Origin of the sequence: Kitasatospora sp. NPDC058063 (assembly GCF_042885395.1) — a bacterium.
Lineage (GTDB): Bacteria > Actinomycetota > Actinomycetes > Streptomycetales > Streptomycetaceae > Kitasatospora > Kitasatospora lactacystinica.
Map to the genome: position 1 here is coordinate 347,073 of NZ_JBHVSD010000001.1, position 22,645 is coordinate 369,717.

The 22,645-nt window shown below is 71.9% G+C and carries 18 protein-coding genes and 1 pseudogene; 8 read left to right on the forward strand and 11 right to left on the reverse strand.

All coding sequences use genetic code 11. The features are described 5' to 3' along the window. Position 1 precedes the first annotated feature (1 nt). From ACFVUY_RS01640 to ACFVUY_RS01650, 3 genes are all read right to left on the reverse strand, one after another. Positions 2-541, reverse strand: coding sequence for a DUF2617 family protein (locus tag ACFVUY_RS01640; RefSeq protein ID WP_380541384.1), 540 nt, complete (start codon positions 539-541; stop codon positions 2-4). A 500-nt stretch (positions 542-1,041) separates the two neighbouring features. Then, positions 1,042-2,202, reverse strand: coding sequence for a pyridoxal phosphate-dependent aminotransferase (locus ACFVUY_RS01645; protein WP_387726668.1), 1,161 nt, complete (start codon positions 2,200-2,202; stop codon positions 1,042-1,044). A 282-nt stretch (positions 2,203-2,484) separates the two neighbouring features. Beyond that, entirely contained in the window at positions 2,485-3,042 is a 558-nt protein-coding gene (locus tag ACFVUY_RS01650; protein WP_380630603.1) for a YbjN domain-containing protein, read from the reverse strand. A 404-nt stretch (positions 3,043-3,446) separates the two neighbouring features. Between ACFVUY_RS01650 and ACFVUY_RS01655 the strand changes: the two genes are divergently transcribed. Next, complete coding sequence (locus ACFVUY_RS01655) at positions 3,447-3,731, forward strand: helix-turn-helix domain-containing protein (protein WP_387691387.1); 285 nt, start codon at positions 3,447-3,449, stop codon at positions 3,729-3,731. Positions 3,732-3,855: 124 nt separating this feature from the next. Here ACFVUY_RS01655 and clpB read toward each other — a convergent pair whose 3' ends face one another. Further along, a complete protein-coding gene (gene clpB, locus ACFVUY_RS01660) occupies positions 3,856-6,462 on the reverse strand; it encodes an ATP-dependent chaperone ClpB (RefSeq protein ID WP_387726670.1) in 2,607 nt (868 codons plus the stop codon). 72 nt (positions 6,463-6,534) lie between these two features. Continuing rightward, positions 6,535-7,488 carry a LysR family transcriptional regulator gene (locus ACFVUY_RS01665; protein WP_387691390.1) on the reverse strand — a complete coding sequence of 318 codons (954 nt, stop codon included), beginning with the start codon at positions 7,486-7,488 and terminating at the stop codon, positions 6,535-6,537. A gap of 70 nt (positions 7,489-7,558) precedes the next feature. On the opposite strand from ACFVUY_RS01665, the gene ACFVUY_RS01670 reads away from it, so the two are divergent. The 4 genes from ACFVUY_RS01670 (at position 7,559) to ACFVUY_RS01685 (ending at position 11,886) form a co-directional block, all read left to right on the forward strand. Beyond that, positions 7,559-8,668: a TDT family transporter gene (locus ACFVUY_RS01670; RefSeq protein WP_387691392.1), complete on the forward strand. Its 1,110-nt coding sequence runs from the start codon at positions 7,559-7,561 to the stop codon at positions 8,666-8,668. Positions 8,669-9,319: 651 nt separating this feature from the next. After that, on the forward strand, positions 9,320-10,309 hold the full coding sequence (locus ACFVUY_RS01675; protein WP_387726672.1) for a LuxR C-terminal-related transcriptional regulator: 990 nt from the start codon (positions 9,320-9,322) through the stop codon (positions 10,307-10,309). After that, positions 10,299-11,309, forward strand: coding sequence for a LuxR C-terminal-related transcriptional regulator (locus tag ACFVUY_RS01680; RefSeq protein WP_387726674.1), 1,011 nt, complete (start codon positions 10,299-10,301; stop codon positions 11,307-11,309). Before ACFVUY_RS01675 ends, ACFVUY_RS01680 begins: the two co-directional genes overlap by 11 nt. After that, positions 11,302-11,886 (forward strand): hypothetical protein, encoded by a 585-nt coding sequence (locus tag ACFVUY_RS01685; RefSeq protein WP_387726676.1) that lies wholly within the window; start codon positions 11,302-11,304, stop codon positions 11,884-11,886. Before ACFVUY_RS01680 ends, ACFVUY_RS01685 begins: the two co-directional genes overlap by 8 nt. 7 nt (positions 11,887-11,893) lie before the next feature. Here the strand turns inward: ACFVUY_RS01685 and ACFVUY_RS01690 are convergent, their stop codons facing one another. Then, positions 11,894-12,511, reverse strand: coding sequence for a hypothetical protein (locus ACFVUY_RS01690; RefSeq protein WP_143204511.1), 618 nt, complete (start codon positions 12,509-12,511; stop codon positions 11,894-11,896). A 307-nt stretch (positions 12,512-12,818) separates the two neighbouring features. On the opposite strand from ACFVUY_RS01690, the gene ACFVUY_RS01695 reads away from it, so the two are divergent. Continuing rightward, positions 12,819-13,004, forward strand: coding sequence for a hypothetical protein (locus ACFVUY_RS01695; RefSeq protein ID WP_387691400.1), 186 nt, complete (start codon positions 12,819-12,821; stop codon positions 13,002-13,004). Between the two features lie 69 nt (positions 13,005-13,073). On the opposite strand, the gene ACFVUY_RS01700 is transcribed toward ACFVUY_RS01695, so the two are convergent. The 5 genes from ACFVUY_RS01700 to dnaK all read right to left on the reverse strand — a co-directional run bounded on the left by ACFVUY_RS01700 (position 13,074) and on the right by dnaK (position 18,556). After that, positions 13,074-14,063 (reverse strand): hypothetical protein, encoded by a 990-nt coding sequence (locus ACFVUY_RS01700; RefSeq protein ID WP_387691401.1) that lies wholly within the window; start codon positions 14,061-14,063, stop codon positions 13,074-13,076. Between the two features lie 177 nt (positions 14,064-14,240). Continuing rightward, positions 14,241-14,768, reverse strand: coding sequence for a heat shock protein transcriptional repressor HspR (locus tag ACFVUY_RS01705; protein ID WP_387727073.1), 528 nt, complete (start codon positions 14,766-14,768; stop codon positions 14,241-14,243). Positions 14,769-14,784: 16 nt separating this feature from the next. After that, positions 14,785-15,951: a molecular chaperone DnaJ gene (gene dnaJ / locus ACFVUY_RS01710; protein WP_387691403.1), complete on the reverse strand. Its 1,167-nt coding sequence runs from the start codon at positions 15,949-15,951 to the stop codon at positions 14,785-14,787. A 146-nt stretch (positions 15,952-16,097) separates the two neighbouring features. Further along, positions 16,098-16,718: a nucleotide exchange factor GrpE gene (gene grpE, locus ACFVUY_RS01715; protein WP_387691405.1), complete on the reverse strand. Its 621-nt coding sequence runs from the start codon at positions 16,716-16,718 to the stop codon at positions 16,098-16,100. Then, positions 16,715-18,556 carry a molecular chaperone DnaK gene (dnaK, locus tag ACFVUY_RS01720; protein ID WP_359897741.1) on the reverse strand — a complete coding sequence of 614 codons (1,842 nt, stop codon included), beginning with the start codon at positions 18,554-18,556 and terminating at the stop codon, positions 16,715-16,717. Before dnaK ends, grpE begins: the two co-directional genes overlap by 4 nt. Before the next feature lie 323 nt (positions 18,557-18,879). Here dnaK and ACFVUY_RS01725 point away from each other — a divergent pair, with 323 nt between their 5' ends. Together ACFVUY_RS01725 and ACFVUY_RS01730 are read left to right on the forward strand one after the other, a co-directional pair. Next, positions 18,880-21,105 (forward strand): heterodisulfide reductase-related iron-sulfur binding cluster, encoded by a 2,226-nt coding sequence (locus ACFVUY_RS01725; protein WP_387691407.1) that lies wholly within the window; start codon positions 18,880-18,882, stop codon positions 21,103-21,105. Between the two features lie 340 nt (positions 21,106-21,445). After that, a pseudogene (locus ACFVUY_RS01730) lies at positions 21,446-22,510 on the forward strand (sugar phosphate nucleotidyltransferase); the annotation flags it as partial. Between the last annotated feature and the right edge of the window lie 135 nt (positions 22,511-22,645).

A 22,645-nucleotide genomic window follows, 5' to 3' on the forward strand; every position in this document is an offset into this window, starting at 1 on the left:
GTCATGCCCCGGCCACCCCGGTCACCACCAGCGAGGAGCGGGTGCACACCAGCTGCCCCTCCTGCGGGTAGGCGTGCCAGGTGCGCCAGAGCAGCCGGTCCGCGCCGCCCTGGGTGACCAGCGCGGTGAAGGCGCTCGGGTCGCCCGGGAAGACCCCGGCGAGGCCCCGCGGGTGCCCCTCGACGAGGGCCAGCAGCTCCTGGGCGCGGGCCGCGAAGTCGTGCGGCGGCAGCGCCTCGATCCGGGCCGCGAACTCGTACTCCCAGCCGCCGACCTGCTTGGCCACCCGGGCCGGCAGCGGGGTGCGGCGGCCGGGCAGGCAGGCGACGGTCTCCAGGCACTGGCCGGGGCCCGCGTCGATCACCACCTGGTGGGAGGCGCCCAGCAGGCGCAGCTGGAGGGTGCCGGGCGTGCCCGGGTGGCCGCCCCCGTCGAGTCTCAGGTCGCGGACGGCGAGAGCGGGCAGCGGGTCGCCGCCGAGGCACCAGGCGAGGTCACCCGCCCGGGTGTCCGTGTAGGAGGTCTGCAGTGTGGTGAGCATGCTCGGCTCCGCGTTTCAGCTCCGTGCGCGCCCGCCGAGCAGCATCGAGTAGGCCTAGGCGATGGCGAGGCTGTTCGTGGCTGTGCGGCCCTGGGCGCGGCCGACCGTGGAAGGAAGGATTCCGGCTGGAGATTCAGCAGCAGAGAAGCACGAATACGCCGGGTCCGCCGGTGATTTACCCAACTTTGTCAAGCATTCACCGTTTCGAGCACACCTGCTTCCCGGCTCTGATCGAGCCCGTGTACGAGTCTGCACAGCGCGCGCCCCTATCACCGGATCGTGCGCCGTGCGCGCCGGGTGTGCGCTGTCCGGGTGCATCACACACCGCCGCCCTCCAGGCGCGGGGCGTGGAGGGCGGCGGGGAGTGCCCGGATGCTCGGAAGGATTGCCGCAATGATGGCAAACAAGCAAGCCGATCAAGGAAGTTGATGATCCATCAGTACTGGTGTCGGATCACGGGCATCCCTGTTCGAAGGGCGCGAAAGGGGGCGTGCGGCCCCTCACAGGCGCCGCAGGCGGGTGACGGCCTCCTGGAGGACCTCGTCCTTTTTGCAGAAAGTGAAGCGGACCAGGCTACGGCCGGCCTCCACGTCGTCGTAGAACACCGCGTTCGGGATGGCGACGACACCGCAACGTCCGGGCAGCGCACGGCAGAAGTCGATGCCGTCCTTCTCGCCGAGCGGCGTGATGTCGGTGGTGACGAAGTACGTGCCCTCGGGGGTGAAGGCCCGGAAGCCGGCCGCGGTGAGACCGCCGAGCAGCAGGTCGCGCTTGCGCAGCAGATCGGCGCGGAGGGTGTCGAAGTACGTGTCGGGCAGCCGCAGGGCCTCGGCGACGGCGTACTGGAAGGGGCCGGCGCTGACGTAGGTGAGGTACTGCTTCGCGGTGCGCACGGCCGCGACCAGGTCCGGGCTCGCGGTGACCCAGCCGACCTTCCAGCCGGTGAAGGAGAAGGTCTTGCCGGCGGAGGAGATGGTGACGGTGCGTTCGCGCATGCCGGGCAGGGCCGCGAGGGGGTGGTGGACGGCGCCGAAGACCAGGTGCTCGTAGACCTCGTCAGTGACGACCAGCAGGTCGTGCTCGACGGCGAGCGCGGCGACGGCGGCGAGCTCCTCGGCGGTGAGGACGGTGCCGGTGGGGTTGTGCGGGGTGTTGATCAGCAGCAGCCGGGTGCGCGGGGTGATCAGGGCGCGCAGCTCGTCCAGGTCGGGGCGGAAGGCCGGGGCCCGCAGGGTGAGCGGAACCCGGGTGGCGCCGGCCATCGCGATGCAGGCGGCGTAGGAGTCGTAGAAGGGTTCGAGGGCGATCACCTCGTCGCCGGGCTCCAGCAGGGCCAGCAGGGTGGCGGCGATGGCCTCGGTGGCGCCGGCGGTGACCAGCACCTCGGTGTCCGGGTCGTACGCGAGGCCGCGGAAGCGCTGCTGGTGCTCGGCGATCGCGGTGCGCAGCTCGGGGATGCCGGGGCCGGGCGGGTACTGGTTGCCCCGGCCGTCGCGCAGGGCCCGTACGGCCGCCTCGCGGACCTCCTCGGGCCCGTCGGTGTCGGGGAATCCCTGGCCGAGGTTGATCGATCCGGTGGCCGTGGCCAGGGCCGACATCTCGGCGAAGATCGTCGTGCCCATCCCGGTCAGTCGGCGGTTCAGCAGCGGCCTGGTACCCATCGGTGGCTCCTCACGGCTCGTCGTCAGGGCCATCCTGGGTCAGCCGGGGGCCGGGGACAAGAACGGCCCACCACCGGCACGGAGGGCGGTGGCGGGCCGGACCGGAGTACCGGGACGGGATTAGGGCGTGTCTGACAATTCCCGCCGGGTGCGCGACGCCGGGGCACGCACCTCGCCGCGTTGTCGTCGGTCGCCAATGCTCCGCAGTGGCTCCCTCCTCCGCCTTGCGATGCACGCACCCCAACGCCGCGCCCTGATCCGACTCGAATGGTCAGACACGTCCTAGGCCTCGTCGGTGCCCTCGGTGTCCTCGCCGTCCTCGCCCTCGATCTCGTTCTGGAGGCCGAGGCGCTCGACGATCCACTGCTCGAAGCCGACCGCGGCCTGGGTCCAGTTGGCGGTGGTGGTGACGAAGTAGTCCAGGTTGACGCCGGTGCCGACGATCATCTGGGCCTCGCCGATCAGGCGGACCACGCCGTCCTCGTGGGTGTGGGTGTAGACCTTGGGCCAGAGGGTCTCGCGGTTCCACTCGTCGATCAGGTCGAGGATCTCGCCCTTCTTCTCCAGCGGGTAGGCGCGGTCGTAGAAGGCGCGCACCGCGAAGAGCTCCTTCTGCTCGCCGCGGAACATGTAGTAGACGCGGAAGCCCTCCCAGGGGGCGGTGAGGTCGCCCTCCTCGTCCACGACGTGCTTGAGCTGCATCTGGTCCAGCAGCTGGGTGACCAGGGCCTGGTCCGGGACGACGATCGGCGGCGGGCCGGCCGGCCGCCCGCCCTGGCCGCCGGGCTGGCCGCCCTGGGGAACGCCGAAGGACGGGATGGACGACGGGTCGATGCTCATGGGGGTCCTCTTCCTCAGTGCACGTGGTGGCCGGCAATGAGAGGCCGCCCTTTCCACCTCCCATCCTGCCTCATCCGGGGCTCCGCTCACAGGGGCGGCCGAGGGGCGCGTCGATCTTCGTCGGGCGTTCTTCCCGCCGTCGTCCGGCGGCTCCGGCGGCGGTGGGAAGGGTGTCGGTCACCGAGGGTGTGCGGGGCTCGGGCCGGGGGTGGGAACCCCGGTGGGGTGTGGGCCCGCGGAGGGGCGCGCGTGAGCCACGTCACGCGCCCGGCGCGCTGGTTCGGCTGCCGTCCCGCCCGGTTGCGGTTAGCGTGCGACGGAACTCGCTTCGATCAAATCCCGGCCCGGCCGGGGGAGTTGAGCTGTCCTGAGGTGGGCTGTCCGGAATTGAGGGGGGAACAGGAGTGGGTGGAGCGGCGACGGGGGACGGCGCGACGCTCGGGGCGCTGCTGCGGAGCATCCGGCTGGACCGGGGCATGACGCAGGAGCAGCTGGGCGAGGCGACCGGGCTGAGCGTGCGGTCGATCCGGGACCTGGAGCGGGGGGTGTCCTGTCCGCGGGTGTCCACGCTCAGGCTGCTGACCCAGGCCTGGAGCCTGCCGGACGTCCAGGTGGCCGAGCTGCACCGGCTGGCGCGCAGCCGGCGGGACCGGACGCGGCGGCTGCTGCGACAGGCGGCGGCGGAGTGACGGCGGCGCGGTGACGGCGGCCGCCCCGGCGGCCGGGACGGCCCCGGTGCGGCCCGCGGGCGCGGAACGGGCCGCCCCCGCCGCCGGAGCGGAGGGGCGGCCCGGGAGCCGGACGCCGGCGGTGCTACTTCTCCAGCGGCCCCCGGCCGCGGACGGTCAGGCGGTCGCCCGCCTCGTCCTGCTCGACCAGGACGGTGTCCCCGTCGTGCACCGCGCCGGACAGGATCGCCCGGGCCAGCTGGTCGCCGATCGCGGACTGCACCAGCCGGCGCAGCGGGCGGGCGCCGTACGCCGGGTCGTAGCCGGTGAGCGCCAGCCAGTCGCGGGCGGCCGCGGAGACCTCCAGGGTGAGCCGCCGCTCCCGCAGCCGCTCGCCCAGGCGGGCCACCTGGAGGTCGACGATCCGGCTCAGCTCGCCGGTGCCCAGCGGCTCGAAGACCACGATGTCGTCCAGCCGGTTGAGGAACTCCGGCTTGAACGCGGACCGGACGGCGCCCAGCACCAGTTCCCGCTTGCGTTCCTCCGGGGTGGCCGGGTCCACCAGGTACTGGCTGCCCAGGTTGGAGGTGAGGATCAGGATGGCGTTGCGGAAGTCCACCGTGCGGCCCTGCCCGTCGGTGAGCCGCCCGTCGTCCAGCACCTGGAGCAGGACGTCGAAGACCTCCGGGTGCGCCTTCTCCACCTCGTCCAGCAGCACCACGCTGTACGGGCGGCGGCGGACGGCCTCGGTGAGCTGGCCGCCCTCCTCGTAGCCGACGTACCCGGGCGGGGCGCCGACCAGACGGGAGACCGAGTGCTTCTCGCCGTACTCGCTCATGTCGATCCGGACCATCGCCCGCTCGTCGTCGAACAGGAAGTCGGCCAGGGCCTTGGCGAGTTCGGTCTTGCCGACACCGGTCGGGCCGAGGAACAGGAAGGAGCCGGTCGGGCGGTCCGGGTCGGCGACGCCGGAGCGGGTGCGCCGCACCGCGTCCGAGACGGCCTGCACCGCCTCCTGCTGGCCGATCAGGCGTCGGCCCAACTCCTCCTCCATGCGCAGGAGTTTGGCGCTCTCGCCCTCCAGCAGCCGGCCGGCCGGGATGCCCGTCCAGGAGGCGACCACGTCGGCCACGTCGTCCGGGCCGACCTCCTCCTTGACCATCGAGGTCGAGGTGTCCTGGTCCGCGGCGCGCTCCTGGGCCTCGGTGAGCTCCGCCTCGGCGGCCGGGATCCCGGCGTACATCAGCTTGGACGCGCGCTCGAAGTCCCCGTCGCGCTGGGCGCGTTCGAGCGCGCCGTGCAGGTCGTCCAGCCGCTCCTTGAGCTCGCCGACCCGGTTGAGGCTCTTCTTCTCCTGCTCCCAGCGCGCCGTCAGCACGCTCAACTGCTCGTTCCGGTCGGCGAGGTCGCGCCGCAGCCGGGCCAGCCGGTCCACCGAGGCCGGGTCGGACTCCTTCTCCAGGGCCAGTTCCTCCATCCGCAACCGGTCCACGGAGCGCTGGAGTTCGTCGATCTCGACCGGGGAGGAGTCGATCTCCATCCGCAGCCGGGAGGCCGCCTCGTCGACCAGGTCGATCGCCTTGTCGGGCAGGAAGCGGGAGGTGATGTAGCGGTTGGACAGGGTGGCCGCGGCGACCAGGGCGGCGTCCGAGATCTGCACCTTGTGGTGCGCCTCGTACCGGCCCTTGAGGCCGCGCAGGATGGCGATCGAGTCCTCCACGCTGGGCTCGCCGACCAGCACCTGCTGGAAGCGGCGCTCCAGGGCCGGGTCCTTCTCGATCCGCTCGCGGTACTCGTCCAGCGTGGTGGCGCCGACCATCCGCAGCTCGCCGCGGGCCAGCATCGGCTTGAGCATGTTGCCCGCGTCCATCGCGGAGTCGCCGCCGGCGCCCGCGCCGACCATGGTGTGCAGCTCGTCGATGAAGGTGACGACCTGGCCGTCGGAGGCCTTGATGTCGTTCAGGACGGCCTTCAGCCGCTCCTCGAACTCGCCGCGGAACTTGGCGCCCGCGACCATCGCGCTGAGGTCCAGTGCGACCAGCCGCTTGCCGCGCAGCGACTCCGGCACGTCGCCGGCCACGATGCGCTGGGCCAGGCCCTCGACCACGGCGGTCTTGCCGACGCCCGGCTCGCCGATCAGCACCGGGTTGTTCTTCGTCCGGCGGGAGAGCACCTGGACCACCCGGCGGATCTCGTGGTCGCGGCCGATCACCGGGTCGAGCTTGCCGTCCCGGGCGGCCTGGGTGAGGTCGGTGCCGTACTTCTCCAGCGCCTTGTAGGTGCCCTCCGGGTCCGGTGAGGTGACCCGGCCGCTGCCCCGGACCTCCTTGAACGCGGCGAGCAGCGCCTTCGGCGCGGCGCCCTGGTGCGCCAGCAGCTCGGCCACCTGGCCGCCCTCGGCGGCCAGGCCGACCATCAGGTGCTCGGTGGAGACGTACTGGTCGTCCAGGTCGTTCGCGCGCCTGCCGGCCTCGGTGAGCACCGCGACGGTGTCCCGGGCGAGCTGGGGCGCGGCGACCGTCGAGCCCATCGCGCTGGGCAGCGCGGCCGCCTGGCGGCGGGCCTCGGCGTCGACCCGGGCGACGTCGGCCCCGACCGCCTCCAGCAGGGGCCGGGCGATGCCCTCGGGCTGCTCCAGCAGGGCGATCAGGATGTGCACCGGCCTGACGTCCGGGTTGCCGGCCGTGCCCGCCTGCCGGATGGCGGCGGACAGGGCGTCCTGGGTCTTGGTGGTGAACTTGCTGGCGTCCACTGCTGGGGGGTCCTCCCTCGTCGTCCTTCACTACTGCTGCGTACAGCATGCACTAAGTTGAGTCTATTCCGCTCAACTTTCTCCTCTTCGGTCCTCGTCCCAACTTCTCGGTGAACGTTTGACCGACCGCCGGGTCAGCCCCAGCAGCTCCCGGGCCGGACCGCCCGGCCGCTGCCCGGCCGGCCAGACCGCGCGCAGCGGCCGCCGCAGGTCCAGCTCCGCCACCAGCGGCACCTCGACCAGCCGCCGGGTGGCCAGCTCCTCCGTCACCGCCAGCTCGCTCAGGCAGACCGGCCCCGCCCCGGTCATCGCCGCCGCCTTCAGCGCGGTGGACGAGGCCAGCTCCATCCGGGGCCGCGCCACGCCCCCGTACGGCCGCAAGGCCATCTCCAGCACCTCCCGGGTGCCCGAGCCGGGCTCGCGCAGCGCCAGCGGGGTGGCCGCCAGCTCGGCCCCGGTCAGCGGGGCGCGGCGGCGCGCCCACGGGTGCCCGGGCGCCACCACGACCACCAGCCGGTCGGCGGCCACCACCACGCCGGCCAGCCCGGGCGGGGTGGTGGGGCCCTCGACGAAGCCGAGGTCGGCGTCCCCGTCCAGGACGTGCCCGGCGACCTCCGCCGAGTTCGCCGTCCGCAGCGTCACCGCCGTCCCCGGGCTGGCCTCGGCCAGGCCCAGCAGCCAGCCGGGCATCAGGTACTCGGCGACCGTCAGACTGGCCACCACCCGCAGCTTGGCGTCCCGCCGCTCGCGCAGCGCGTCGATCCCGGCGTCCAGCGCCTGCGCCGCCTCCACCACCTGCCGGGCCCACTCGACCACCAGCCGGCCCGCCTCGGTCGGCCGGCTGCCCCGGGGCGAGCGGTCCAGCAGCGGGACGCCGACCTGCCGCTCCATGCCCTTGATCCGGGCACTGGCGGTGGGCTGGGTGACACCCAGCTCTGCCGCCGCCCGTCCGACACTGCCCAGCCGGGCCACCGCGAGCAGCAGTTCCAGGGCGCCGAGTTCGGGGACGTGCGGTGAGAGGGCCATAGGTTCAGGCTATGCCCCCATAGAAGCCCCGGCGCTACCGGCCGCCCGGCCTTCGGGCGACGGTGGGGACATGTCCACTTTGGCCGGTATCCGCCCCCTCGCCCACCCCGCCGTCCGCCGCCGGCCCGACCTCGCCCAACTCGGCCCCAACTGGTACGCCGCCGTGATGGGCACCGCGATCCTGGCGAACGGCGCCGCCGTGCTGCCGGTGCGGCCGCCCGGGCTGACCGCCTTCGGCGAGGTGATGTGGGCGCTCGCGCTGGCCGCCCTGCTGGTGCTGGCCGGGGCCCGGCTGGTCCACCTGACCCGGCACCGCGAGGCGGCCCGCGCCCAGCTGCTGGACAACCCGGCCACCGCGGTCTTCTACGGCTGCCCGCCGATGGCGCTGCTGGCGGTCGGGCTGGGCACCCTGCTGCTGGGCTCCCGGGTCATCGGCACCGGCCCGGCGGTCGCCCTGGACGCGGTGCTGTGGACCCTCGGCACCCTGTACGCGCTGGCCGTGGCCGGCGGCATCCCGTACCTGATGATCACCCGGCACCGGCTCTCCGCCCTGGAGGCCAACCCGACCTGGCTGCTGCCCGTGGTCGCCCCGCTGGTCGCCTCCGCCTGCGGCCCCGCGCTCGTCCCCCACCTGCCGGCCGGGACGGCCCAGCAGGCCATGCTGTACGGCTGCTGGGCGCTGTTCGGGATCGGCCTGCTGGCCACCCTGGTGCTGCTGCCGGTGGTGTTCACCGGGCTGCTCCACAGCAAACTGCCCGCCCTGGCGCTCACCCCCTCGCTGTTCCTGGTGCTCGGCCCGCTCGGCCAGTCCGTCACCGCGGTCCACCAGCTCGCCGACGCCGCCCGCCCGGTGCTGCCCGCGCTGGCGCCCGCCATGGTCGACCTCGCCGAGCTGTACGGCGTGGCGGTGATCGGCGTCGCCATGCTCTGGCTGGCCGTCGCGCTCACCGCCAACCTGCGGGCCCGGCGGGCCGGGATGCCGTTCGCGATGACCTGGTGGGCGTACACCTTCCCGGTCGGCACCTGCGTCACCGGAGCCTCCGCGCTCGCCCGGCACACCGGCTTCGGGGGCTTCAGCGGCCTGGCCGTCGGCCTGTACCTGCTGCTGGCGCTCGCCTGGGTGCTCGCCGCGGGCGGCACCGCCGCCGGGCTGGCACGGGGCCGGCTGCTGGCCCGCTGAGGCGGCGCCGGACCCCCGGGCCTGCGTGAACACGCAGCTCAGGAGCGCGCGGCCGGTGCAGGAACGCGCACGGCCGGGCAACGGCGCTGCCGGGTGGTGCCGACGCCCCCGGCCCGCCCCGGTTCCACCGGAATCCACCCAGCCGTCCGGACCGTCGCGCCCGCGGCCGGATGCAGGTAGCTGCAATTGCGCGAACATGCACTCGGGCGGCACTTGTTCACCGGCCGTCACGCTGTGAGGGTGGAGACGCGCCAAGTCGTCCGGGCAACCGCAGCCCGATGGTGGCGACACGCTCTTCGATGCTGACCGCAGGTGCGACATCCCGCGCCGGTGGAACGGGGGGGAAGAGCGCCGGGCCGGGGTCCATGTGTGGTGATGGCCCCCGGACCGGATCCCGTCGAGGCGTTGCTGCTCCGCCTCGACGGGAGCGCCTTGACTGGCGTACCGATGGCGGCCCCCGGACGACCCGGCGTGCGACGGCACCCGGACCCGGGGTCCGCCGTCCCACCCGGTACCGTGACCGCCTGATCCATGATCACGCCGTACCGGCCCACCGGTACCGTGAGCCCGCCGGGCCCACCGGTGCCACGGCTCGTGCGGCGGGGAGCACGGGCAGACCAGGGGAGAGGCGTTCGGCAGGGAGAGTGCGACGTGACGGCGGAACCGGCGGTCACACCGCACCACGGGCCCGTGGGCGAGGAGCCCGACGAGGCCGCCCGGCAGCTCTACCTGGCCATCATCGCCGAGGGCGGCCGCGTCCCCACCGGCGAGGTCGCCGACGTCGACCGGGGAGCGCTCCAACAACTCATCGACATCGGCCTGTTGATGGTCAACCGGATGGACCGCTGCTACACCGCGGTCAGCCCGCGCTCGGTCAGCGACCGCCTCGGCGCCGAACTGCGCAGCGAGGCCACCCGGCTGCTGGTCCGCGCGGAGAACCTCCCGGGCGCCCTGGACGGCCTCACCCGGGCCTACGACGCGATGCCCCGCCCGACCGACCGGGCCGGCGGCGCCGTCCACGTCGAGGGGCACGTCCACATCCGCCAGCGGATCTCCCAGCTGGTCTCCGACTGCCGCTCCGAGGTCCTCACCGCCCAGCCCGGCCACCGGCCCGCCGACACCCTCCAGGTCGCCCTCCTCCAGGACGTCCAACTGCTCCAGCGCGGCTGCTCGCTGCGCACCATCTACCAACCGGTCGCGCTCGCCGACCCGCCCGCCCTCGCCTACGCCGAGGAGGTCATCCGGCACGGCTCGCTCATCCGGGTGCTCGACGAGCCCTTCCAGCGGCTGATCGTCTTCGACCGCTCCGTCGCCGTGATCTCCGCCAACGACGACAACAGCACCGCCGCCTTCATCACCGACCCGGCCACCATCACCTACCTGGTCGGCACCTTCGAACGCGACTGGGCGCGCGCCGACACCGCCGAGGCCGCCGCCCTCGGCCAGGCACCCGCCCGCACCATCCCCGACCGGGTCGGAAGGCTGCTCGCCCGCGGCCTCACCCAGCGCGCCGTCGCCACCCGGCTGGGCCTGAGCGAACGCACCGTCGCCGCCCACATCTCCCGGCTGCGCGACCGCTACGGCGCGCAGACCCTCTTCCAGCTCGGCTGGCTGATGCGGGGCGCCCGCGATGACCGATGAGCCGGGCCCGGCCGAGCGGTCCCTCTACCTCGCCGCCGTCCGGGCCGGCGGCCGGCTGCGCCCCGAGGACCTCGCCCCCGCCGACCGGCCCACCCTGGCCGCCCTCGTCGCCCGCGGCCTGCTCACCCCCACCGCCACCGGCTGGACCGCCGCCAGCCCGCGCGCCCTCGGCGACCGGATCGGCCTGGAACTGCGCACCCGCGCCGTCCGCCTGCTGCGGCACGCCGAGCGGCTCCCGGGCACCCTCGGGCCGCTGTCCCGCGCCTACGACGAGGCGCGCGGCCCGGTCGGGGGGTCGCCGGCGGCCGGGTCCCCTGCTGTCGGGTCCCGGGCCGTTGGTTCCGTCGGCTCCCCGGCCACAGGCTCCCCGGCCGTCGCCCTCGGCGGCACCGTCGTCGGCGCCGCCGAGGTCCGCGGGCGGGTCAGTGAACTCGTCTCGGAATGCCGGGAGGAGGTCCTGGCCGCTCAGCCCGGACCGCGCCCGCTCGAAGGCCTCCGGATGGCCCTCGCCCAGGACCTCTCGCTGCTCCGCCGCGGCTGCTCGCTGCGCACCCTCTACCAGCCGGTCACCCTCGCCGACACCGCCGTGCGGAGCCAGGTCGTCCTGCGCACCGGGCAGGGCGCCCAGGTGAGGGTCCTCGCCGAGCCCTACGAGCGGGTGCTGGTCTTCGACCGCGCGGTGGCCGTCATCCCCGCCGCCGAGGACCTCAGCCGGGCCGCCTTCCTCACCGACCCCACCACGGTCGCCTACCTCGCCGCCCAGTTCGAACGCGACTGGGCCCGCGCCACCCCTGCCGGCCGCCACCTCGACCCGCCGTCCGTCACCACCGTGCGGATCGGCCGGCTGCTCGCCCGCGGCCTCACCCAACGGGCCGTCGCCACCCGGCTGGGCGTGAGCGAACGCACCGTCGCCGCCCACATCTCCCGGCTGCGCGACCGCTACGGCGCCCACACCCTCTTCCACCTCGGCTGGCGGCTGCGGGGCGAGCACCATGACTGACACGCCCGCCACCCCGCTCGCCGCAGCTCGCGCTCTCCACCTCGCCGTCCTGCACGAGGGCGGCCGGGTGCGGGCGGCCGAAGTCGGCGCGGAGGACGGGCCGGCGCTCCGACGGCCGGTGGAACTCGGTCTGCCGGTACCGCAGTTGGTGGACGGTTCGGACAGCGCGATGGATCCCCGGGCGGTCGGCGAGCGGATCGGAGGCGACCTCCGGAAGGCCGGTACCCGCCTGTTGGCCGAGGCCGACCGGATCCCCGAGCAGCTGCGCGAACCCACCCGGGCCCATGACGCGGTGCCGCGGCGGAGCGAGCCGGGTGGAGGCGTCCGCCGGCTGAGGGGCATGGCCGGGATCCGGTACCCGGTCTCGCAGTTGGTCAAGGACCACCCGCACGAGGCGCTCGGTGCCCAACCCGTCGCCCGCGGCCTCACGCAGCGGGCGATCGCCGGCCGGATGGGGCTGGGCGAGCGCACGGTGGCCGGTCACATCGCCCGGCTGCGTGAGCTGTTCGACGCGGAGACGCTGTTCCAGTGGGGCCGGCGGAGGCGGGGATCCCGGACGGGGGAGTCCGGTGGGTAGCCGCCGCTCAGCCGGTGGCGGCGCCGGTCGGCCAGTAGCCGGGGACGGCGGGCTGCTGCCGGGGGACGTTGAACTGCTCGCCGGGGGCGGTCCAGAAGCCCTCGCGCAGGGAGAGCGCCATGCCCGCCCAGTCGAGCGCGGTCTCGACCGTGTGGTTGAGGGCCTCCTGCGACCAGGTGTCGTCGAAGACCAGCGGCAGGACGGGGGCGACCTGCTCGATGGTGGCGATCAGCGGGTTGTGGGTGATGGCCTCGTCGACCAGGAGGACGATCGGCTTGCGCAGCGCCGACGCCCAGCCGAGCTCCAGGCTCACGCCGGCCGAGAGGGGGGCGCCGACGTAGGCGAACACGAGGTCGGCGGACTGGAGGGCGCGGAAGTCGGAGGGGACGCGGGGCTCCGGCGCGCGGCCGGAGATGGTCCAGGCGTCGCTGTGGTGCGCGCTGTACACGGCGGCACCGCTGCGCAGGAGGGTGGTGCGGAGCGTCGTCAGCCGCGTCCGGCTGGCGAGGGTCACCACGCTGTCGGCCGGCCCGGTCAGTCGCATCAGCGGGGCGGCCAGGAACACACGTGCACGCCGACCCTCAGGGGCCTGGCTGTCGTGGTGACGCAGGTAGGGCTCGGTCATGTCGACTCCGGGGAAAGGCCGACCGGGGGAGTGAGTGTCGGCGATGCGTTGGATGTGGTCTGCTCGGTGGACTGATGCCGCTGCTGAACGGTTTAGTATTTGACGGTACATTGGCAAGGTGTGGCACCCTGCCGAGACCATTGAGGGCGAACTGATCGTCCATCGCATCTCCGTGCCGCGTCCAGGGTTGGCCTGTGTCATCTGGATGACTGGCAGAGAGATGACGCACACCCCCGCATGCGGAAGCAGGTGACAGCCTCCCCCTGGCGTGGCACCATGTGGACCGTTATCCTGCTTGACGCTTCTAGTGGCGATTCTCCAGAAAAGTGAGGGCGTGACTGATATGCACCAATTTGTCCGCGTGGTTGTGCTTTCATTGGTTGCCGTCGCCGCCGTGCTCGGTGCCGGCTCTCTCGTGAGTGCTGCCGACTCGCACGACGCGATTGCCGTCAATGCCTCCGTGAGCATCGCAGACGACATCTCCTGGCAGTGAGCGCGGCCGGGTAACTGCACGGCCGCGTGCCAGATTATTGACGGACCCGCCTGAAGCCGGCCGGGCGAGTCAGTCGGAAGTCCCCTGCGCCTTTCGGCCGAGGACATATCCGAGTTGGAATAGCGAGTCGACCTTGTAGTCGTCTCGCATTTCGGCTATATGTCTGGCCAATGTCCGCTCGCTAATTCCCAGGCGTCGCGCGATAACTCGGTGATTGGTCCCTTCGAGCATCTGGTCAATGATCGTCTGACGCAGGCGTGACACGACCTGCTGCGGCACCGTGCGGTCGCCCTCGAATTCCAGGGCCCGGCTCCAGTACTGCTCGAAGACCTCATTGGCAAGATAGTCGACGACGGCAGGGTCGTAGATGAAGGCCGCGAGGCTCATGTCATCGTCGATCGGGATCACTGCCACGCGCCGATCCATCACTATGAGCCGCGTATAGGGCTCGTCAAGAGTGCGGTACTGGCCGCCGACTTGGGCGAGTGTGGCGACGTAATCCCTGGTCGGCTGGTGGTACCGGGTACTGGCGTGGTAGATCGTCCGCATCTTCGTCCCACTGCGGAGCGTCTCCAGATCGTATGCGATCATTCCGGCGAGAAGATCCGGCTGCCGGGGGCCGCCGGGTTGAAGCGCCAGGGCCTCCTCGAACCCGGAACCCCTGAACTGCTCCAGTCGCTGCCGAATGAGCGCCTTCCCCCGCACATGCTCTATGGATCCTCCGGACCGCTTCGGGGTGTGGAATTCCCGGGCGAGATCCTGCAGTTCGGAGGGGAGCGATACGGCGCGTGACAGGAGTTCCAGTGCCTGACGCTGCCACGAATGGCTGAGGCTTGTCGAGAGCTGCGCGGGGTCGGCGGCCACGAAAACATTCGGATCATCGCTGTCGGGTATGAGAAGGCCGATCCGCACCAGCTCGTCCCGCGCGGGATCACCCTGGTCGCCATCGGAGTCCAACGGCAGTTTGCCGTCTCCTCGGATGACGGCGAGATATAGCTCCCGTGCTTCTGGCGAGACGATGGTCAAGCCGGCGGCAAGGGGTTGCTCTCGTCCACTCATTCGCGACTCCTTGCCGTTACCGTGCTACCTGCGTCCCATCAGCGCTGGTGCTGAACGAGTTTTAGCATGCCAGATCTGGTGAGTCCCCCGGAGAGGGAATACGACCGCACTCTCTCACCGCACGGCAGCCGCCGGCACCCCCCGAGAGGAGGGGCCGGCGGCCGGTGGGTGCTTCGGTCAGCGCTTGGGGCGCCAGACGACGAGGGCGCTGGACTGCGGGGTGGGGGGCTGGTACGGGACGAGGTCGCGCCGGTAGGAGGCGTGGACGGCGGCCTCGCGCTGCTGGAGGGCGGTGGCGGCGCCCTCCAGGGAGTCGACCAGTTCCGCGACCCGGGACCGCAGGGCGGTGACCTGGTTCTCCAGCTCGATGATCCGCTTGATGCCCGCCAGGTTGATGCCCTCGTCCTGGGAGAGCCGCTGGACCTCGCGCAGCTGCTGGATGTCGCGCGCGGAGTAGCGGCGGCCGCGGCCGGCGGTGCGGTCGGGGCAGACCAGGCCGAGGCGGTCGTACTGACGCAGGGTCTGCGGGTGCAGACCGGACAGTTCGGCGGCCACGGAGATGACGTACACCGGAGTGTCCTCGGTGAGGACGTACGTCGGCGGGGCCGCGGCGCGGCGGGTGCGGCGGGGGCCGGCGCCGGGCAGGCCCTCGCCGAGGCCGGGGCCGATCGGGGTGTCGGGGTCGATCGGGTTCATCGGGGACATCGGGGACATCTGGTCGTCACGCTCCCTTCGCCGCCCGGAACAGGGCGGCGCGCGGATCGTCGGAGGCGGTGGCCTCGCGGTACTGCTCAAGGGCGTTCAGCGCGTCGCCGGTGACGTGCTGGGGCACCACGACCTCGACGGTGACGAGGAGGTCGCCGCGGGTGCCGTCCTTGCGGGTGGCGCCCTTGCCGCGGGCGCGCATGGTGAGGCCGTTGGCGCTGCCCGGGGGCAGCTTGAGCTTCACGGTCGGGCCGTTCAGCGTGGGCACCTCGATGGTGGCGCCGAGCGCGGCTTCGGGGAAGGCCACCGGGACGGTGACGGTGAGGTTGTCACCCTTGCGGCCGAAGACCGGGTGGGGGTCGACGTGCACGGTCACGTAGAGGTCGCCGGGCTGCCCGCCGCGCTCGCCCTGGGCGCCCTTGCCCTTGAGCCGGATGCGCTGGTCGGCCTGGACGCCGGCCGGGATCCGGACCTGCATGGTGCGGGCCGAGCTGGCCCGGCCGCTGCCGTGGCAGTCGGGGCACGGGTCGTCGACGATCATGCCCCGGCCGCGGCAGTCCTTGCACGGCTCGGAGAGGGCGAAGGCGCCCTGGCCGCGGCTGACGGTGCCCGCGCCGACGCAGGTCGGACAGACCCGCGGGGTGGTGCCGGACTTGGCGCCGGTGCCGTTGCAGCCCCGGCAGGGGGCCTGGCTGGTCATCCGCAGCGGGACCGTCGCGCCGTCCACCGCCTCCTCGAAGGAGAGCGTCACCTCGGTCTCGACGTCGGCGCCGCGCCGGGGCTGGGCCTGCCGGGTGCCGCCGCGGTTGAAGAGGCCGCCGAACACGTCGCCGAGGCCGCCGCCGGCCTGGCCGGCGCCGCCCTGGCTGCCGCTGAAGAGGTCGCCGAAGTCGAAGCTGTAGCTGCCGTTGCCGCCGGGGGCGCCGCCGGCCCGGAAGCCGCCGTTGGCGAAGAGGCTGCGGGCCTCGTCGTACTCCTTGCGGCGCTTCTCGTCGGAGAGGACGTCGTACGCCTCGGAGATGTCCTTGAACCGCTCCTCGGCCTTGGAGTCACCCTTGTTGGCGTCGGGGTGGAACTCGCGCGCGAGCTTGCGGTAGGTCTTCTTGATCTCGGTGGCGGTGGCGTCCTTGGGCACGCCGAGGACCTTGTAGTAGTCCTTCTCGACAAAGTCCTTGCCACTCATGGCTTCCGCCACCTCCCGATGTCCATCGTCACTGTGCTGTCAACAGCCGGTGAGCAAACGGCTGCTGACAGAGCGCTGCGGAGCCGGCCGCCGTACTGGCCGGCGTACGACTCCGCAGCGCACTGGTTGTCAGCTGTCACAGGTTGTCAGCTGTCCGAGTCACCGTCGGACTTGTCCGCGTCGGCGGACTTCGGCTCGGCGTCCGGGGCGGACGCCTGGCTGCCGGGCTGGGGCTCCGCGACGGCCACCATCGCCGGGCGGATGATCCGCTCGCCGATGCGGTAGCCGGGCTGGAGGATCTGCACGCAGGTGTCCTCGGTGACGTCCGAGGAGTAGCTGTGCATCAGCGCCTCGTGCATGGTCGGGTCGAAGGGCTCGCCCTCCTTGCCGAACTGCTGCAGGCCCAGCTTGGCGACGACCGTCTCCAGCGACTCGGCGACGGACTTGAAGCCGCCCGTGACCTCGCCGTGCTCGCGGGCGCGGCCGATGTCGTCCAGGACCGGGATCAGCGACTCCAGGATGTTGGAGACGGCGATCTCGCGGACGGTCAGCCGGTCGCGCTCGACGCGCTTGCGGTAGTTCTGGTACTCGGCCTGGAGGCGCTGGAGGTCACCGGTGCGCTCGGCGAGCTCGCGCTTGGCGGTGGCGAGGTCGTCCGAACCGGATTCCCCGGAGCCGGCCGCGGCGGCCTCCTCGGCAGCCTTGATCACGGCCTCTTCGGCGGCGGAGTCGTCGCCGGGCTTACCGCCCTGCGGCTTGTCCGTCATGCCGCACCGCCCTTGGGCTTCTCGTCGTCCACGATCTCGGCGTCGACGACGTCGTCGTCCTTGGCCTGGGCGGAGTCACCGGAGGGGGCGGCACCGGCAGCGGCGTCGGCGTTGGCGTACAGCGCCTGGCCGAGCTTCTGCGCGGTGGTGGAGACCTTCTCCGAGGCCTCGCGGATCTTCGCGATGTCCTCGCCCTTCAGGGCCTCCTTGAGCTCGCCGATGGCGGTCTCGACCTCGGTCTTGACGTCGCCCGGCAGCTTGTCGGCGTTGTCGGCGATGAACTTCTCGGTCGAGTAGACGAGCTGCTCGGCGGAGTTGCGGGTCTCCACGGCCTCGCGGCGCTTGTGGTCGTCCTCGGCGTACTGCTCGGCCTCGCGGCGCATGCGGTCGACCTCGTCCTTCGGCAGCGAGGAGCCGCCGGTGACGGTCATCTTCTGCTCCTTGCCGGTGCCGAGGTCCTTGGCACCGACGTGCATGATGCCGTTGGCGTCGATGTCGAAGGTGACCTCGATCTGCGGCAGGCCGCGCGGCGCCGGCGGCAGGCCGGTCAGCTCGAACATGCCGAGCTTCTTGTTGTACGCGGCGATCTCGCGCTCGCCCTGGTAGACCTGGATCTGCACGGACGGCTGGTTGTCCTCGGCCGTGGTGAAGATCTCGGAGCGCTTGGTCGGGATCGTGGTGTTGCGCTCGATCAGCTTGGTCATGATGCCGCCCTTGGTCTCGATGCCGAGGGACAGCGGGGTGACGTCGAGCAGCAGGACGTCCTTGACCTCGCCCTTGAGGACACCGGCCTGGAGCGCGGCGCCGATGGCGACGACCTCGTCCGGGTTGACGCCCTTGTTGGCGTCCTGGCCGCCGGTCAGCTCCTTGACGAGCTCGGCGACGGCCGGCATGCGGGTCGAACCGCCGACGAGGACGACGTGGTCGATCTCGGAGAGCGAGATGCCGGCGTCCTTGATGACGTTGTGGAACGGGACCTTGCAGCGCTCCAGCAGGTCCGCGGTCAGCTGCTGGAACTGGGCGCGGGTGAGCTTCTCGTCCAGGTGCAGCGGGCCCTCGGCGGAGGCCGTGATGTACGGCAGGTTGATCGAGGTCTCGGAGGACGAGGACAGCTCGATCTTCGCCTTCTCGGAGGCCTCGCGCAGACGCTGCAGGGCCATCTTGTCCTTGGACAGGTCGACGCCGTGGCCGGCCTGGAAGACCTTGACCAGGTGGTCGACGACGCGCTGGTCCCAGTCGTCACCACCGAGGTGGTTGTCACCGTTGGTGGCCTTCACCTCGACGACCCCGTCGCCGATCTCCAGCAGGGAGACGTCGAAGGTGCCGCCGCCGAGGTCGAAGACCAGGATGGTCTGGTCGTCCTTGTCCAGGCCGTACGCGAGGGCGGCCGCGGTCGGCTCGTTGACGATGCGCAGGACGTTGAGGCCCGCGATCTCACCGGCCTCCTTGGTGGCCTGGCGCTCGGAGTCGTTGAAGTACGCCGGGACGGTGATGACGGCGTCGGTGACGGTCTCGCCCAGGTACGCCTCGGCGTCCCGCTTCAGCTTCTGCAGCACGAAGGCCGAGATCTGCTGGGGGTTGAAGTCCTTGCCATCGATGTTGATCTTCCACCCGGTGCCCATGTGGCGCTTGACCGAGCGGATGGTGCGGTCGACGTTGGTGACCGCCTGGCGCTTGGCCACCTCGCCGACCAGAACCTCGCCGTTCTTGGCGAAGGCCACGACGGACGGCGTGGTCCGCGCACCCTCGGCGTTCGTGATGACGGTGGGCTCGCCACCCTCCAGAACGCTGACGACCGAGTTCGTCGTACCGAGGTCGATGCCGACCGCGCGTGCCATCGTAGATACCTCCACGGAAGAGTTGAGCTTTACGGGCTCAAGGATGCATGACTCGGTGGGCGGCGTCAACAGGTATGAGTGCGGCTCGCTCAACTTTGCTGAGCGGATCGGTGGGCGCCCGCCGCCGGAGTGCCCCGCCGCGCCGTGGCGGGGGTGCGCCCACGTGACTGCCGCCATAGCTTGGGAATCTTCTGGAGAACCGTTGTGCACCGGTAATGTCCGGGCCGTCGGCCCGGCAAGTTACCGACCAGTACACTCGGTTCCCGAAGAACGTGGAACCGCAGAGCCTGCTCAACCGCAAAGCCGCAGGAGACGGAGAGCCGATGCAGCTAGCAGCGATCGTCATCTCGCTGGTCACATTCGTGATCGGCACCGCGCTCGCCGCCCGTGCGGCGTTGTACATCTACAAGGTGGTCCGCACCGGTGCGCCGGACTCCACCCGCTTCGGGCAGCCCGCCCAGCGGGTGAAGACCGTCGCGACCGAGTTCGTCGGCCACACCAGGATGAACCGCTGGGGGATCGTCGGGATCGCCCACTGGTTCGTCGCGGTGGGCTTCTTCAGCCTGGTGCTGACCATCGTCAACGCCTTCGGCCAGCTCTTCGACGCCGACTTCGCGCTGCCGATCATCGGCCACTGGACGATCTGGCAGCTCTTCGTCGAGCTGGTCGGCACCCTGACCACCCTGGGCATCCTGGTCCTGATCGTGATCCGGCTGATGAGCCTGCCGTCCCGGTCGGGCCGCAAGTCCCGGTTCGCCGGCTCGATCGCCTGGCAGGCCTTCTACGTCGAGTACACGATCCTCGGCATCGGCCTGTGCATCCTGATGCTGCGCGGCCTGGAGGGCGCCCTCAACGGCGTCGACTCGTACGGGCCGGAGCACCTGGTCTCGTACCCGCTGGTCTCCGCGCTGAGCGGCCTGTCGCACGGCACGCTGGAGAACCTGATCTACCTGTTCGCGATGCTGAAGATCTGCATCTCGTTCGCGTGGGCGACCACCATCGGCCTCAACCCCTCGATGGGCGTGGCCTGGCACCGCTTCCTCGGCTTCTTCAACATCTACTTCAAGCGCGAGGAGGACGGCGGCACCGCGCTCGGCGCCCTCCGTCCGATGACCAGCGACGGTCAGCCGATCGACTTCGAGGACCCGGCCGAGGACGCCGTCTTCGGCGTCTCCCAGGTCGAGCACTTCTCCTGGAAGGGCATCCTCGACTTCTCCACCTGCACCGAGTGCGGCCGCTGCCAGTCGCAGTGCCCGGCCTGGAACACCGGCAAGCCGCTCTCGCCGAAGCTGCTGATCATGAGCCTGCGCGAGCACGCCTACGGCAAGGCGCCGTACCTGCTGGCCGGCGGCGGCAAGGACATGGAGGGCGAGGAGAAGGCCACCTCCGAGCAGCTCAAGGACGTCCCGGCGGCCGCCCTGGCCGAGGCCGCGCGCCCGCTGATCGGCACCGCCGAGGAGAACGGCGTCATCGACCCGGACGTGCTGTGGTCCTGCACCACCTGCGGCGCCTGCGTCGAGCAGTGCCCGGTGGACATCGAGCACATCGACCACATCGTCGACATGCGCCGCTACCAGGTGATGATCGAGTCCTCGTTCCCGACCGAGGCCGGGACGATGCTCAAGAACCTGGAGAACAAGGGCAACCCGTGGGGCATGGCCACCAAGGCCCGCCTGGACTGGGTCAAGGAGCTCAAGAAGGAGACCGGCATCGAGGTGCCGGTGATCGGCGAGGACATCGACCCCGCCGAGGTCGAGTACCTCTACTGGGTCGGCTGCGCCGGCGCCCTGGAGGACCGCGCCAAGAAGACCACCAAGGCCTTCGCGGAGCTGCTGCACACCGCGGGCGTGAAGTTCGCGATCCTCGGCAAGGAGGAGTCCTGCACCGGTGACTCCGCCCGCCGCCTGGGCAACGAGTTCCTGTTCCAGATGCTCGGCGCGCAGAACGTGGAGACGCTGAACGCGGCCCTGGAGGACGCCCCGGTCAAGCGGATCGTCGCCACCTGCCCGCACTGCTTCAACACCATCGCCAACGAGTACCCGCAGCTGGGCGGCCACTTCGAGGTCATCCACCACACCCAGCTGCTCCAGCACCTCATCGACGAGGGCAAGCTGATCCCGGTCAACCCGGTCGAGGGCCTGATCACCTACCACGACCCCTGCTACCTGGGCCGCCACAACAAGGTCTACAGCCCGCCGCGCGAGATCATGGACAAGGTCCCCGGTCTGCGCCAGCAGGAGATGCACCGGCACAAGGAGCGCGGCTTCTGCTGCGGCGCCGGCGGTGCCCGGATGTGGATGGAGGAGCGCATCGGCAAGCGGATCAACACCGAGCGCGTGGACGAGGCGCTGTCGCTCAACCCCGACATCGTCTCCACCGCCTGCCCGTTCTGCCTGGTGATGCTCTCCGACTCGGTCAACGGCAAGAAGAACGAGGGCGCGGCCAAGGAGCACCTGAAGGTGGTCGACGTGGCCCAGCTGCTGCTCGACTCGGTGAAGGCCCTCCCGCCGGCCGGGAGCGAGGAGCAGCCCGCGACGGTGGACGCGTAACGCCCGCCGCAGAGCCCGCTGTTCGACAGTTCTGCTACAACCGCCCGGCCCGGTGGACGCCCCGAACGCGCCCGCCGGGCCGGGCTTTTGGGCGGCCCGACGGCGCGCGCCGGTACGGCGGGCGTACGGGGAGTGACGGCAATCGCACAGGCGCCGGACGGGCATTCGGTCGGAAGCAAATACAGTAGGCCCGGACCGGCTTCGTGCCGGTCGACCCGTTCCGGACGGAAGCCCCGGACGGGTGGCGACCCGCGCCGGCCGGACGGCCGGGTCCAGACCGACGACGAGGTGTCGGCCCGCCGGGCCGGGCCGCAGAGACACAAGGGGAACAGCGCAGACCATGACCGAGGCGATCATGCTGGTCGGTGGTAAGGGCACGCGACTGCGTCCGCTGACCACCCACACCCCCAAGCCGATGCTGCCGGTGGCAGGCGTCCCGTTCATCGCGCACCAGTTGGCCCGCGCGGCCGCCGCCGGCGTCACACGCGTCGTGCTGGCCACGTCGTACCTGGCCGAGGTGTTCGAGGACCACTTCCAGGACGGCACCCCGTACGGCATCGAGCTGGTCTACCTGACCGAGCGCGAGCCGCTGGGCACCGGCGGGGCCATCCGCAACGCCGCGTCCGGGCTGACCTGCGGCCCGGACGAACCGGTCCTGGTCTTCAACGGCGACATCCTGTCCGGTGTCGACATCGCCGCCCTGCGCGACGGCCACGTGGCCGCCGGGGCCGACGTCACCCTGCACCTGACCCGGGTCGAGGACCCGCGCGCCTTCGGCCTCGTCCCGACCGACGAGGACGGGCGGGTGCTGGAGTTCCTGGAGAAGCCGGAGACCCCCGAGCAGATCGTCACCGACCAGATCAACGCCGGCTGCTACGTCTTCACCCGGTCCGTGATCGACCGCATCCCGGCCGGCCGCGAGGTGTCCGTCGAGCGCGAGACCTTCCCCGAGCTGCTGGCCACCGGCGCACTGCTGCGCGGCGTCGTCGACACCTCGTACTGGCTGGACCTGGGCACCCCGGCGGCCTTCGTCCGCGGCTCGGCCGACCTGGTGCTCGGCAAGGTCGACTCCCCGGCCGTCCCCGGCCCGACCGGCGACGCCCTGCTGCTGCCCGGCGCCACCGTCCACCCGGGCGCGGTGCTCAGCGGCGGCACCGTGGTCTCCGAGGACGCGGTGGTCGAGGCCGGCGCGATCGTCGAGGGCAGCGTGATCCTGCCGGGCGCGGTGATCGGCCCGGACACCCTGGTCAAGGACTCGATCGTGGGCGCCTTCGCCACCGTCGGCGACCGCTCGGCGCTGGACGGCGCGGTGATCGGCGACGGCGCGATCGTGGAGTCGGACAACGAGCTGCCGAACGGCATCCGGATCGCCTGCGGCACCCTGCTGCCGGTCGGCGCCGTCCGCACCACGGCCGGGCCGGGCGGCTGCCCGGCCGGCACCAGCGCGGCCGCGGCGGTGCACGGGCCGTCGGTCGGCGCGCAGCGGTAGCGCCTCCGGGGGCTCCCGGGGTGCCGGGCTGCCGGGCTCCCGGGGGTCGTT

Bases quoted from the DNA above. Each gene is read 5' to 3' on its own strand.
- ACFVUY_RS01640 (WP_380541384.1), bottom strand. From the start codon at position 541: ATGCTCACCACACTGCAGACCTCCTACACGGACACCCGGGCGGGTGAC.
- ACFVUY_RS01645 (WP_387726668.1), bottom strand. From the start codon at position 2,202: ATGGGTACCAGGCCGCTGCTGAACCGCCGACTGACCGGGATGGGCACG.
- ACFVUY_RS01650 (WP_380630603.1), bottom strand. From the start codon at position 3,042: ATGAGCATCGACCCGTCGTCCATCCCGTCCTTCGGCGTTCCCCAGGGC.
- ACFVUY_RS01665 (WP_387691390.1), bottom strand. From the start codon at position 7,488: ATGGCCCTCTCACCGCACGTCCCCGAACTCGGCGCCCTGGAACTGCTG.
- ACFVUY_RS01670 (WP_387691392.1), top strand. From the start codon at position 7,559: ATGTCCACTTTGGCCGGTATCCGCCCCCTCGCCCACCCCGCCGTCCGC.
- ACFVUY_RS01680 (WP_387726674.1), top strand. From the start codon at position 10,299: ATGACCGATGAGCCGGGCCCGGCCGAGCGGTCCCTCTACCTCGCCGCC.
- ACFVUY_RS01685 (WP_387726676.1), top strand. From the start codon at position 11,302: ATGACTGACACGCCCGCCACCCCGCTCGCCGCAGCTCGCGCTCTCCAC.
- ACFVUY_RS01690 (WP_143204511.1), bottom strand. From the start codon at position 12,511: ATGACCGAGCCCTACCTGCGTCACCACGACAGCCAGGCCCCTGAGGGT.
- ACFVUY_RS01700 (WP_387691401.1), bottom strand. From the start codon at position 14,063: ATGAGTGGACGAGAGCAACCCCTTGCCGCCGGCTTGACCATCGTCTCG.
- ACFVUY_RS01705 (WP_387727073.1), bottom strand. From the start codon at position 14,768: ATGTCCCCGATGAACCCGATCGACCCCGACACCCCGATCGGCCCCGGC.
- dnaJ (WP_387691403.1), bottom strand. From the start codon at position 15,951: ATGAGTGGCAAGGACTTTGTCGAGAAGGACTACTACAAGGTCCTCGGC.
- grpE (WP_387691405.1), bottom strand. From the start codon at position 16,718: ATGACGGACAAGCCGCAGGGCGGTAAGCCCGGCGACGACTCCGCCGCC.
- dnaK (WP_359897741.1), bottom strand. From the start codon at position 18,556: ATGGCACGCGCGGTCGGCATCGACCTCGGTACGACGAACTCGGTCGTC.
- ACFVUY_RS01725 (WP_387691407.1), top strand. From the start codon at position 18,880: ATGCAGCTAGCAGCGATCGTCATCTCGCTGGTCACATTCGTGATCGGC.